Genomic DNA, 12,725 nt, shown 5'->3' on the forward strand with positions numbered 1-12,725 from the left:
GGCTTGCTCGCGAAGACGTCATGTCAGTCGCCATGTGTGCTGCCTGACACTCCGTTTTCGCGAGCAAGCCCGCTCCCACATTTTTGATCTTCAGCGCCCCTTGAACTGGGCGACGTTGGCGCCGTGCGCTTCGGTCTTCGGTTGCCCTGCAGTCCCCAGACGCTCGCCAGTCCTGGCATCGAACAACAACACTTTCGACGGATCGAATTGCAGGGTCAGGGTCTCGCCCACCTGCGGTGCCACGTCCGGCGCCAGGCGGCAGCAGACCTTGGTCTCATTCAGGTTGACGAACACCAGGGTGTCCGGACCGGTCGGCTCGGTGACCTGCACTTCCGCCTTGATGCTCGGCAGACCATTGCCCTCGCCGTTCGCCAGAACAATCTGTTCCGGGCGCAGGCCGAGGATCACTTCGCGATCTTCCAGCCCTGCATCCTGCATGCTCATCGGCAACTCGCAACGCGCCTGACCGCTGTCGAGCAGCGCCAGCAGACGACCGTCCTTGCGTTGCAGACGCAGCGGAATGAAGTTCATCGGCGGCGAACCGATGAAGCTTGCGACAAACAGGTTGGCCGGATCGTTGTAGATCTCTTTCGGCGTGCCGAACTGCTGAATGATCCCGTCCTTCATCACCGCCACTTTGTCGCCCAGGGTCATCGCTTCGATCTGGTCGTGGGTCACGTAGACCGTGGTGGTTTTCAGGCGCTGGTGCATCAGTTTCATTTCGGTACGCATCTCGACGCGCAGCTTGGCGTCGAGGTTGGACAGCGGTTCGTCGAACAGATAGATCTTCGGCCGACGCGCCAGTGCACGGCCCATCGCCACACGCTGTTGCTGACCACCGGAGAGCTGACCCGGCTTGCGGTTGAGCAAGTGTTCGATCTGCAGCAGCTTGGCCACGCGCGCGACTTCTTCGTCGATCGCCGACTGGCTCATCTTGCGGATCTTCAGACCGAACTCGATGTTCTCGCGCACGCTCATGGTCGGGTACAGCGCGTAGGACTGGAACACCATGGCGATGTCACGATCCTTCGGGCTCATGCCGCTGACGTCCTGGTCGCCGATCATGATCGCGCCACCGGTGATGGTCTCCAGGCCGGCGATGCAGTTCATCAGGGTCGATTTGCCGCAGCCCGACGGGCCGACCAGGATCAGGAACTCACCGTCCTTGATCGACAGTTCGATGTTCTTCAGGGTGTCCGGCAGGCCGGCACCGTAGGTCTTGTTGACGTTGCGAAGTTCGAGCGTTGCCATGATTACCCCTTGACTGCGCCGGCCGTCAGCCCGCGCACGAAATACTTGCCTGCGACCACATAGACCAGCAGGGTCGGCAGGCCGGCGATCATCGCCGCTGCCATATCAACGTTGTATTCCTTGGCGCCGGTGCTGGTGTTGACCAGGTTGTTCAGCGCCACCGTGATCGGTTGCGAATCACCGCTGGAGAACACCACACCGAACAGGAAGTCGTTCCAGATCTGGGTGAACTGCCAGATCAGGCAAACCATGATGATCGGGGTCGACATCGGCAGAATGATCTGCCGGAAAATCGTGAAGAAACCCGCGCCATCCAGCCGTGCAGCCTTGATCAGCGCATCGGGAATGCTTACGTAGTAGTTACGGAAAAACAGCGTGGTAAACGCCAGACCATAGACCACGTGAACGAAGACCAGGCCGGTGGTAGTGCTCGCCAGGCCCATCTTGCCAAGGGTGAACGAGGCCGGCAGCAGTACGGTCTGGAACGGCAGGAAGCAGCCGAACAACAGCAGACCGAAGAACAGCTGCGAACCGCGGAAGCGCCAGAACGACAGCACGTAGCCATTCAACGCGCCGATGGCAGTGGAGATGACCACGGCCGGCACGGTGATCTTGATCGAGTTCCAGAAGTAGCCGTCCACCGTGGCCCAGGCCTTGACCCAGCCGATGCCGCTGACCACGGTCGGCCAACTGAGCAGGTTGCCGGTGCTGATGTCTTCCGGGGTCTTGAAACTGGTCAGCAGCATCACCACCAGCGGAATCAGGTACAGCAGGACCGCGAGGATCAGCACCGCGTAGATCGCGACGCGACTCAGGCTGAAAGCGGGTTTGGCAGCGAGACTAGTCATTACGCTTGGTCCTCAGCTCGGAGTACAGGTAAGGCACGATGATCGCGAGAATCGCACCGAGCATCAGAATCGCACTGGCCGAGCCCATGCCCATCTGGCCGCGACTGAAGGTGAAGGAGTACATGAACATCGCCGGCAGGTCGGAGGAATAACCCGGGCCACCCGCCGTCATCGCCGCGACCAGGTCGAAGCTCTTGATCGCGATGTGCGCCAGAATCATCACCGCACTGAAGAACACCGGACGCAGGCTTGGCAGCACGACTTTCCAGTAGATGGTCGGCATGCTCGCGCCATCGATCTGCGCGGCACGAATGATCGACTGATCGACCCCACGCAGGCCGGCAAGGAACATTGCCATGATGAAGCCCGAGGCTTGCCACACAGCAGCGATCACCAGGCAGTACACCACGCGATCCGGGTCGATCAGCCAGTCCAGACGGAAGCCTTCCCAGCCCCAGTCACGCAATAATTTGTCCAAGCCCATGCCCGGGTTGAGCAGCCATTTCCACGCGGTACCGGTGACGATCATCGAGAGTGCCATCGGGTACAGGTAAATGGTGCGGATAAAGCCTTCGCGACGGATGCGCTGGTCGAGGAACACTGCCAGCAGCACACCGATCACCAGGGTGATGCCGATGAACATGCCACCGAACACTGCAAGGTTCTTGCTCGCCACCCACCAGCGATCGTTGTCGAACAGCCGCGCGTATTGCGCCAGGCCGGCCCACTTGTAGTTGGGCAGGAACGTCGAGGTGGTGAACGACAGCACGAACGTCCACAGGATGTAGCCATAGAAGCCCACCAGCACGATGAACATGCTCGGCGCCAGCACCAGTTTCGGTAGCCAGCGCTGCAGTGCATCGAACGGCGAGGCTTTGCTGAACACAGCAACAGAACTCATGGGGAAATCCAGTACGAGGGTAGAAAATTCACACGCTTTCCCCTTGTGGGAGCGAGCTCTGTGGCGAGGGGATTTATCCCCGATCGGCTGCGAAGCAGTCGCAAAACCTTTGCACGCGGTCTTTCTGGTACTCCACCGCTGCAACTTTCTGGGGCCGCTGCGCGACCCATCGGGGCGGTGCGACGTTTCGCTAAATCCCCTCACCACAAAGCCCGCTCCCACAAAGAGGGGCCTACGCTACTGAGGGTTATTTGGCCGACTGAACCGCCGCGCCCAGTTTCTTGGCCGCATCGGCCGGGTCGGCTTTCGGGTCGTTGATGTAGTTGGTCACGACATCAAAGAACGCGCCCTGCACCGCCAGCGTGGTCGCCATGTTGTGCGCCATGCTCGGCTGCAGGCCACCGGACTTGGCGTCTGCCAGGAAGTCCTTGGCAGCGGTCTGCGCGCAAGAGTCGAAACCGAGTTTGTCCATGTTGTTCAACATGTCGTTACGTACCGGGATCGAGCCTTTGTTGATGCTGAAGACTTTCTGGAAGTTTTCACCCAGCACGACTTTGGCGATGTCCTGCTGACCGGCCGCAGTGCCTTTGTCTTTCTGCTTGAACACCGCGAGGGAGTCGATGTTGTAGGTGAATGCCTTGTCGGTGCCAGGGAACGCTACGCACTCGTAGTCCTTGCCGGCGACTTTCTTGGCGGCGGTCCATTCGGACTTGGCCCAGTCACCCATGATCTGCATGCCGGCCTTGCCGTTGATGACCTTGGCCGCTTCCAGGTTCCAGTCCTGACCCTTGCCGTCCTGGTCCATGTAGGTCGCGACTTTCTTCAGCTCGGTCAGCGCCTTGACCATTTCCGGACCGGTCAGCGCTTTGTTGTCCAGATCGACCAGGGCTTTTTTGTAGCCATCAACGCCCATGACCGAGAGCACCACGGCTTCGAACACGGTGCTGTCCTGCCAAGGCTGACCGCCGTGGGCCAGCGGGATGAAGCCCGCAGCCTTGAGCTTGTCGCCGGCGGCGTAGAATTCTTCGAGGGTGGTCGGGTTCTTGGTGATGCCGGCCTTTTTGAAGACTTCCGGGTTGATCCACAGCCAGTTCACCCGGTGAATGTTCACCGGTACGGCCACGTAATCACCGTCGTACTTCACGGTATCGGAGACTTTCTTGTCGAGCAGGCTGTCCCACTTCTCTTCTTTGGCCACGTCCTTCAGGACGTCGGTGTCGAGCAGACCGGTGGAAGCCCACTCCTGGATGTCCGGGCCCTTGATCTGGGCGACACCCGGCGGGTTACCGGCAACGGCGCGGCTTTTCAGCACGGTCATGGCCGTGGCACCGCCACCGCCGGCGACAGCGCCGTCTTTCCAGGTGAAACCGTCTTTTTCAACTTGCGCCTTGAGCACATCGACAGCGGCTTTTTCGCCACCGGACGTCCACCAGTGCACGACTTCGACCGAACCTTTGGATTCGGCAGCGGAAACACTGAGAGGCAGAATTGCGAGCGGGAACAGGGAGGCGACAGAAATGACAGTAGCGAGGCGAGAAATCGCATTCATCTGAGATGTACCTTTCTTGTTGTTATGCATGCAAGTCTGGTGCTTGCGCTGCACAGGAGTTTAAACAGGGCGATTCCCTTCGCAGGTAACGAAGGGACGCGCAAATGTCACCACATGGTTACACAGGAACAGGCCGGGATATTTGCGCCAGAGCTGTCGCCATACTCGGTGACAAGGGTAGACGAGGGATCAATACCGCCTGCCAGGCATGATACAGATCGGGTTTGCCCGGCCAGATATCGGCGCTCGGGCGGTTTTGCGGATCGAGTTCGTGATGCCAGCTGCCGTCGCAGCGATCGATGAAATACATCTCGCAGAATTCCCAGAACAGCCGGTACCAGGTTTCGTATTGCGCATCACCGGTGCGTTTGAGCAAGGCGCTGGCAGCCGCGCTGGCTTCGGCATGGGTCCAATGCAAGCGATGACGCACCACGGCTTTGTTGTCCCAGTCGAGGGTGTAAACGATCCCCGGCGCGCCATCGACGTCCCAGCCGTTTCGGCAGTTCTGTTCGAAGAGTTTTTGCGCATCGGTCGCCAGCCAGCCCGGCGTAAGCATCCCGGCCTGAACCCGCGCCGCTTCGAGGTGCAGCAGCAGCCGCGCCCACTCGAAACCGTGGCCCGGGGTGGTGCCGTAAGGGCGGAAGCCGTCAGCGGGATTGTCGTGGTTGTACTCGCGCAGCGGTTGCCAGTCGCGGTCGAAATGCTCGATGACCATGTAGCCGTTGGCGGCGGCGTGACCGTGGATCACCCGCTCGACGATGCGCTGCGCACGTACCAGCCAGCGCGGATCTTCAGTGACATCGGCCAGCGCGAGGAACGCTTCGGTGGCGTGCATGTTGCTGTTGGCGCCGCGATAGGCCTCTTCTTCGCGCCAGTCGCGATTGAAGAATTCGCGCATGGCGCCCTCTTCTTCGCTCCAGAAATACGTGTCGATGATGTCGATCGCATCATCCAGCAACGCCTGGGCGCCGGGACGCTGCGCGACCACCGCCGAGCTGGCCGCGAGCGCGACAAAGGCATGCAGATAGGCGTTCTTGCCGGTGTTGCCATCGCGGTGTTCAGCGACCGCAAACCAGCCACCGTGCAGCGCATCCCGCAGCGGCCCGCGCAGGGCCGCGATGCCGTGATCGACCAGTTCGGCAAACCCCGGCAGCCCCTGAATGTGAGCCATAGCGAAACTGTGGGTCATGCGCGCGGTGTTCATGGTTTCGGCTTGCGCATGCGCCGGCAGATGGCCGCGTTCGTCGAGGTTGCCGAAACCTTCGGGCAGTTTTGCCGCTCTGGCGAATGCCAGCAGGCGCAGACCTTCGTCGGCGAGCCATTGCTGGTGGGCAGGGGCATTCAGCCAACTGCTGAAGTCTGGGTGAAAGGTGTCCATGAGTGGCCCTTTTTTGTTGTTATGACTGCGGGGAGTCTAAACAACGGGTCGGGGTGGGCTTGTAACGAAGGGGGCGGGGTTTGTCACCAGGCTGTGACAAAGAGCAACCCCTCACCCCAGCCCTCTCCCAGAGGTAGAGGGGGCCGACCGAGGGGTATTGAAGAGTTACGCCGACCTGAAAGTTTTTCAGCGAATCCATAATCGACACGGTGTTTCAGGTCGATGTATGACGCAAGACAACTCGGTCAGTCCCCTCTCCCTCCGGGAGAGGGCTAGGGTGAGGGGCTCTTTTGATCTAATCCGCCGAACGCGGCAACTGCAGGGTCACGCGCAACCCGCCCTCACGCAAATTCTGCAACGTCACCTCACCGCCATGGCTGTGAGCAATGTTGCGCGCAATGCCCAAACCGAGACCATAACCCTGCTGCTGGCCGGCCAAGCGAAAGTGCGGCTCGAACACCTGCTCCAGCCGCTGCTCCGGTACGCCCGGGCCTTCGTCGTCGACGTGCAGGACAAACGCGCGCTCATCGTCGTCGATGTGCAGATGCGCGTTCTGCCCATACTTCAGCGCATTGTCGATCAGGTTGCCGATGCAGCGTTTCAACGCCAAAGGCTTACCCGGATACGCCGCCAGTGCCTTGCCTTGCTGGGTCACGCGGCCATTGCCGTTGGGCGCCAGATACGGCTCCACCAGACAATCGAGCACATGATTGAGATCCACCGGTTCGATGTTCTCGTGGATGTCGGTGTCTTTCACGCACTGCAGCGCGCCTTTGACCAACAACTCCAGTTCATCCAGATCGCGGCCGAACTTGGCTTGCAGTTTCTCGTCTTCCAGCAGTTCGACGCGCAAGCGCAGACGGGTGATCGGCGTACGCAAGTCATGGGAAATCGCGCTGAACAACTGGCTGCGTTCGGTCAGGTAACGGCTGATGCGTTCGCGCATGGTGTTGAACGCACGGCCCACTTCCACCACTTCACTGCCGCCGCCCTCGGCCACCGGCTCGACATCGGCGCCCAGCGACAGATCCCGCGCCGCCCGCGCCAGACGCTTGAGCGGCCGGCTCTGCCAGTGCACCAGCAGGCCGATGAACAGCAGCAAAAAGCCGCTGGTGAGGACGATGAACCACACCTGCTGTGCCGGCAGGCCTTGCTCTTCGAGACTGGTGTAGGGTTCGGGCAGCAACGAGGCGATGTACAGCCATTCGCCCGGCGCCATTTGAATCTGCGTGACCAGCACCGGCGGATTCACCGGTTCCAGCGTCAGTGCGTAATGCGCCCACGAGCGCGGCAGCTCATCGAGTTTCAGCCCGGCATTGAAGATCCGCAGATCCTCGGGGCTGACGAAGGTCACCGAGATATCGGTATCGTGGCCCAGCGACTGGCGCAACACTTCGTCCACCGCCTGAATCACCGCAGCCTTGCGCGGGGTGATCGGCAGCACGTCCATACCCAGCGGTTTGTCGTTGAGCGTCACCACGAACCGGGTGCCGCCCATGCTGCGCAACTGGTCGAGCACCAGCGGCCGGTAAGCCACTGGCAGCGAGCGGAAATAACTGACGCTGGCGGTCATCGAATGGGCAAGGCTGCGGGCGCTGGTGACCAGGCCTTCGAGCTGGGTGGCGCGCAGTTGCGAGACCCAGATCACGCTCGACAACGTCTGCGCGAACAGCACCGCCAACAGGGTCAACAGCAGCATCCGCCCAAGCAGCGAACGCGGCACCGGCACCTTGCTGGCGAGCCGGCGCAGCGACTCAGTGAGCATTGCCGGCAACCACATTGGCTGCCAGTTGGTAGCCGCTGCCGCGCACGGTGCGGATCAGTCGTGGCGGTTTTTCTGTATCGCGCAGACGTTGGCGCAAGCGGCTGACGGCCATGTCGACAATCCGGTCGAGCGGCATCAGGTCACGGCCACGGGTGGCGTTGCCGATGGTGTCGCGGTCGAGAATTTCCTGCGGATGATCGAGAAACAACTTCAGCAGCGCAAAGTCGGCACCGGAGAGAATCACCTCTTCGCCGTCGGTGTGGAACAGTCGATGACTGACCATGTCCAGCCGCCACTCGTCGAAGGCCAGTACGTCGCTACCGCTGCGTTCCTGACCGAACTGCGCGCGACGCAGCAGCGCCTTGATTCGGGCTTGCAGTTCGCGGGGGCTGAAAGGTTTGCCGAGGTAGTCGTCAGCGCCGAGCTCCAGCCCGATTACCCGGTCGGCTTCGTCGGAACTGGCGGTGAGCATGATGATCGGCACCTGCGCCTGGCGCGGATGCTGGCGCACCCACCGGCACAGGCTGAAACCGTCTTCATCGGGCAGCATCACATCGAGGATCACCAGATCGCTCGGCGCCTCGTTGAGTGCCTGGCGGAAACTGGCGCCATCGGCGGTGGCCCGCACCTGAAACCCGGCGCGGGTCAGGTAGGTTTCCAGCAACTCGCGTATTTCCTGGTCGTCATCGACCAACAATATCGACTTGTTGACTGAGCTCACTTCGAAGGCATCCTTGTTGTTGGAATTGGGGCGGATTATGCCTTAAGCATCGAACTTGCAAACACCACAGAACCACTGTGGGAACAAACCTGTGGTGAGGGGATTTATCCCCGATGGGTTGCGCAGCGACCCTGGAAAAGCAGGGCCTGCTTCGCAGGCCATCGGGGATAAATCCCCTCGCCACAAAGGCTCACTCCTACAGTTTGATCGCATTTCAGGCCGGTATTGCTTGTTCGAGTGCCACACCAGCGCCGACAAGCCCGGAATACGGCGCCGTCACCAGCCACACCGGAATGCCCTTGAAGTAATCGCTCATGCAGCCCTTGTCGGCAAAGCTGCGGGCGAAGCCGCTTTCGACGAAGAAATCGGCAAAGCGCGGAATCACCCCGCCAACAATGAACACGCCGCCACGACCACCGGTGGTCAGCACGTTGTTGCCGGCCACGCGGCCGAGCCAGCAGCAGAACTGCTCCAGTACTTCCAGCGCGATCGGATCGCCAGCCAGACCGGCTGCGGTAATCGCTTCCGGCGTATCAAGCTTTGGTTCATGTCCGTCCACTGCGCAAATCGCGCGGTAGACTCGCGGCAAACCACCTCCGCTCAGCGCAGTTTCCGCACTGACGTGGCCAATCTCGTTGTGGATGTGCTGCCAGAGCTGGGTTTCACGCGGGCTGCTCAGCGGCAGATCAACGTGACCGCCCTCCCCCGGCAAGGCGGCAAACCGCCCTTCGCCGAGATCGAGCAAGGTGCCGACGCCCAGGCCAGTGCCCGGGCCGATCACCACCGCCGGGCGCAACGGCTCCGGCGTGCCTTCGCAGACCACGCGGAATTCACCGGGCTGCAAACGGGTCATGCCCAGCGCCATCGCCGAGAAGTCGTTGATCAGCAGCAGTTGCTCGACCTGCAAGGTCTGGCAGAACGCCGTGCGGCTCAGGCGCCAGTGGTTGTTGGTGAATTTGAATTCATCACCACTCACCGGCCCCGCCACCGACAGGCACACCGAACCGATCGAACCCGGCGCCAGACCGAGGCCGCTCAGGAACAGGCTGATCGCCTGTTCCGGGCTGGCGTGGTCGGCTGTCGCCAGCACCTGAACCGATTGCAGTTGCTGGTTTTTCCACAACGCGAACCGCGCGTTGGTGCCTCCGATATCACCGACCAAAGCCAGTTTCAATTAAGCGTCTCCAGGGCAGAAGTGAAGGCGCTGGCGCCCTGCTCCGCCGAGCTGAAGGCCAAACGCATGAAGCCAAACAGTTCGCGACCGCTGCCGATGTTGTTGCCCAACAGGCCTTTGGCAGGTTCGCGCGCTGCAAATTCGGCGGCGTCGACCTTGAGTTCCAAAGTGCCTTTGACGCCATCGACGCGGATGATATCGCCCTCTTGCACCCGCGCCAAAGCACCACCGACATAAGCTTCAGGACTGACGTGAATCGCCGCCGGGATTTTCCCCGACGCGCCGGACATGCGCCCGTCGGTGACCAGCGCGACTTTGAAGCCGCGATCCTGCAGCACGCCGAGGAACGGCGTCATCTTGTGCAGTTCCGGCATGCCATTGGAGCGCGGGCCCTGGAAGCGCATCACCGCGACAAAATCTTTCTCCAGCAAACCGGCCTTGAACGCATCGGCCAGATCCTGCTGATCCTGGAACACCATTGCCGGTGCTTCGACAATCTGATTTTCCAGCGCCACGGCGGAAACCTTCATCACCCCGCGACCGAGGTTGCCTTCCATCACCCGCAAGCCACCCTCGGCGGAGAATGCACGGGCAACCGGGCGCAGGATGTTTTCGTCGAGGCTTTCGATCGGGCCTTCGCGCCACACCAGCTCACCGTTATCGAGGAACGGCTCTTTGGTGTAGCGGCTCAAGCCATGGCCGAGCACGGTGTTGACGTCTTCGTGCAGCAGGCCCGCTTCAAGCAGCTCACGGATCAGGAACGACATACCGCCAGCGGCCTGGAAGTGGTTGATGTCGGCTTTGCCGTTCGGGTAGACGTGGCTCAGGGTCGGCACGACTTCGGAGAGGTCGGCCATGTCCTGCCAGGTCAATTGAATACCCGCGGCCATGGCGATCGCCGGCATGTGCAAGGTGTGGTTGGTCGAGCCGCCGGTGGCGTGCAGCGCGACGATCGAGTTGACCAGCGCCTTCTCGTCGACGATTTCGCCGATCGGCATGAAGTTGCCGTTCTGCTTGGTAAGGCGTGTGACCTGATGCGCGGCTTCGCGGGTCAGGGCATCACGCAGCGGAGTGTTCGGGTTGACGAAAGACGCGCCCGGCAAGTGCAGGCCCATGACTTCCATCAACAACTGGTTGGTGTTGGCGGTGCCATAGAAGGTGCAGGTGCCCGGGCTGTGGTAGGACTTCATCTCCGACTCCAGCAGCTCTTCGCGGGTCGCCTTGCCTTCGGCGTATTTCTGCCGAACGTCGGCTTTTTCCTTGTTGGAAATTCCCGAAACCATCGGCCCGCCCGGGACGAAGATCGTCGGCAGATGGCCGAAGCGCAGCGAGCCCATCATCAGGCCTGGAACGATCTTGTCGCAGATGCCGAGCATCAGCGCGCCGTCGAACATGTTGTGCGACAGCGCCACCGCCGTGGACATCGCGATCACTTCGCGGCTCGGCAGGCTCAGCTCCATGCCCGGCTCGCCCTGGGTCACGCCGTCGCACATTGCCGGCGTACCGCCGGCGAACTGGCCGACCGAGCCGATTTCGCGCAAGGCGTTTTTGATCTGCTGGGGAAAGACTTCGTACGGCTGGTGCGCCGAGAGCATGTCGTTATACGAAGAAACAATGGCGATGTTCGCCGAGTTCATCATCCGCAAGCTGTGCTTGTCTTCGCTGCCGCACCCGGCCACGCCGTGGGCGAAGTTGGCGCATTGCAGCTTGCCGCGCATCGGCCCGTCGGTAGCGGCACCGCGAATCAGTGCAAGGTAAGCCTGACGCGTGGCGCGGCTGCGGGCGATAAGCCGTTCGGTGACCTCAAGGACGCGGGGATGCATGTGTAGAACTCCAGGCTAACGGATGTGGCGACCTGATTGTCTATGCTGATCAAACGCCGTTGTTGTTGGAATGACAGACGGCTTTTTTGACCATTCGGACCAGTTGATTCAGGTCACTCGTTGTAGATAAAACAAAATATTGCCACTAAAAAGGCTTGTTTTCTATTTTTATGCGAATAATCTTGTAATTCCAACAACAAAACGACGGCGGCGCTGTTCAATGACTCTTCGAATCGCAATCAATGGTTTTGGCCGCATCGGCCGTAATGTCCTGCGCGCACTGTATACCCAAGGCTATCGACAGGATTTGCAGATCGTCGCCATCAACGATCTGGGCGACAGCGCCATCAATGCCCATCTGCTCAAATACGACACCGTTCACGGCACATTCGACGCCGAAGTGGCCCATGACAATGAGAGCCTGACGGTCAATGGCGACCGCATTGCGGTCAGCGCCATTCGCAACCCGGCCGAGCTGCCATGGGCGGCGGAAAAGATTGATGTGGTGTTCGAATGCACCGGTCTGTTCACCGACCGCGCCAAAGCGGCTGCGCATCTTACTGCCGGCGCGCGCAAAGTCATCATCTCGGCCCCGGCCAAAGGCGCCGACGCTACGGTGGTTTATGGTGTGAACCACGACATTCTGCGCCAGTCGCACCAGATCATCTCCAACGCTTCGTGCACCACCAACTGCCTGGCGCCAGTGGCGCAGGTGCTGCACCGCGAGCTGGGGATCGAAAGCGGCCTGATGACCACGATTCATGCCTACACCAACGACCAGAACCTGACCGACGTTTACCACACCGACCCGTACCGCGCGCGTTCGGCCACGCAGAACATGATCCCGAGCAAGACCGGCGCCGCTGAAGCGGTAGGCCTGGTGCTGCCGGAACTGGCGGGCAAACTGACCGGCATGGCGGTGCGCGTGCCGGTGATCAATGTGTCGCTGGTGGACCTGACCGTGCAGTTGAAGAAGGAAGCCACGGCCGACGAGGTCAACGCGCTGATGAAAGCCGCCAGCCAGCATTCGAAAATTTTGGGTTACAACACGTTGCCGCTGGTTTCCAGCGACTTCAACCACAACCCGCTGTCGTCGATCTTCGACGCCAACCACACCAAAGCCAGCGGCAAACTGCTGAAGGTGCTGGCCTGGTACGACAACGAATGGGGCTTTTCCAACCGCATGCTGGATAACTGCCTGGCGCTCTGCAACGCGGAATAATCCCCTCCTCCCATGTGGGAGCGGGCTTGCTCGCGAAGGCGTCGTGTCAGGCAATTGATGTATCGACTGACTCACCGCATTCGCGAGCAAGCC

At 60.9% G+C, this 12,725-nt stretch carries 10 protein-coding genes; 1 reads left to right on the forward strand and 9 read right to left on the reverse strand.

Annotation, left to right across the window (positions count from 1 at the left end):
- Positions 1-90: 90 nt before the first annotated feature.
- The 9 genes from ugpC to edd all read right to left on the reverse strand — a co-directional run bounded on the left by ugpC (position 91) and on the right by edd (position 11,410).
- Positions 91-1,251, reverse strand: coding sequence for a sn-glycerol-3-phosphate ABC transporter ATP-binding protein UgpC (gene ugpC / locus QMX91_RS22735; RefSeq protein WP_223007804.1), 1,161 nt, complete (start codon positions 1,249-1,251; stop codon positions 91-93).
- Between the two features lie 2 nt (positions 1,252-1,253).
- Positions 1,254-2,099, reverse strand: coding sequence for a carbohydrate ABC transporter permease (locus tag QMX91_RS22740; RefSeq protein WP_007969317.1), 846 nt, complete (start codon positions 2,097-2,099; stop codon positions 1,254-1,256).
- Entirely contained in the window at positions 2,092-3,000 is a 909-nt protein-coding gene (locus tag QMX91_RS22745) for a sugar ABC transporter permease (protein WP_007917874.1), read from the reverse strand. The genes QMX91_RS22740 and QMX91_RS22745 overlap by 8 nt, the downstream gene beginning before the upstream one ends.
- Positions 3,001-3,247: 247 nt before the next feature.
- Positions 3,248-4,549 carry an ABC transporter substrate-binding protein gene (locus tag QMX91_RS22750; protein ID WP_027612563.1) on the reverse strand — a complete coding sequence of 434 codons (1,302 nt, stop codon included), beginning with the start codon at positions 4,547-4,549 and terminating at the stop codon, positions 3,248-3,250.
- A 118-nt stretch (positions 4,550-4,667) separates the two neighbouring features.
- Positions 4,668-5,927, reverse strand: coding sequence for an AGE family epimerase/isomerase (locus tag QMX91_RS22755; RefSeq protein ID WP_098965245.1), 1,260 nt, complete (start codon positions 5,925-5,927; stop codon positions 4,668-4,670).
- Between the two features lie 295 nt (positions 5,928-6,222).
- Positions 6,223-7,692: an ATP-binding protein gene (locus tag QMX91_RS22760; protein ID WP_134787168.1), complete on the reverse strand. Its 1,470-nt coding sequence runs from the start codon at positions 7,690-7,692 to the stop codon at positions 6,223-6,225.
- Complete coding sequence (locus QMX91_RS22765) at positions 7,682-8,413, reverse strand: response regulator transcription factor (protein ID WP_007917879.1); 732 nt, start codon at positions 8,411-8,413, stop codon at positions 7,682-7,684. The genes QMX91_RS22760 and QMX91_RS22765 overlap by 11 nt, the downstream gene beginning before the upstream one ends.
- A gap of 214 nt (positions 8,414-8,627) precedes the next feature.
- Positions 8,628-9,587: a glucokinase gene (locus QMX91_RS22770; RefSeq protein ID WP_135296412.1), complete on the reverse strand. Its 960-nt coding sequence runs from the start codon at positions 9,585-9,587 to the stop codon at positions 8,628-8,630.
- Positions 9,584-11,410 carry a phosphogluconate dehydratase gene (gene edd, locus QMX91_RS22775; protein ID WP_047599558.1) on the reverse strand — a complete coding sequence of 609 codons (1,827 nt, stop codon included), beginning with the start codon at positions 11,408-11,410 and terminating at the stop codon, positions 9,584-9,586. Before edd ends, QMX91_RS22770 begins: the two co-directional genes overlap by 4 nt.
- A 220-nt stretch (positions 11,411-11,630) precedes the next feature.
- Between edd and gap the strand changes: the two genes are divergently transcribed.
- Positions 11,631-12,632: a type I glyceraldehyde-3-phosphate dehydrogenase gene (gene gap, locus QMX91_RS22780; protein WP_095137054.1), complete on the forward strand. Its 1,002-nt coding sequence runs from the start codon at positions 11,631-11,633 to the stop codon at positions 12,630-12,632.
- Positions 12,633-12,725 lie beyond the last annotated feature (93 nt).

Source organism: Pseudomonas sp. PS01299 (assembly GCF_029960145.1).
GTDB classification, from domain to species: domain Bacteria; phylum Pseudomonadota; class Gammaproteobacteria; order Pseudomonadales; family Pseudomonadaceae; genus Aquipseudomonas; species Aquipseudomonas putida_A.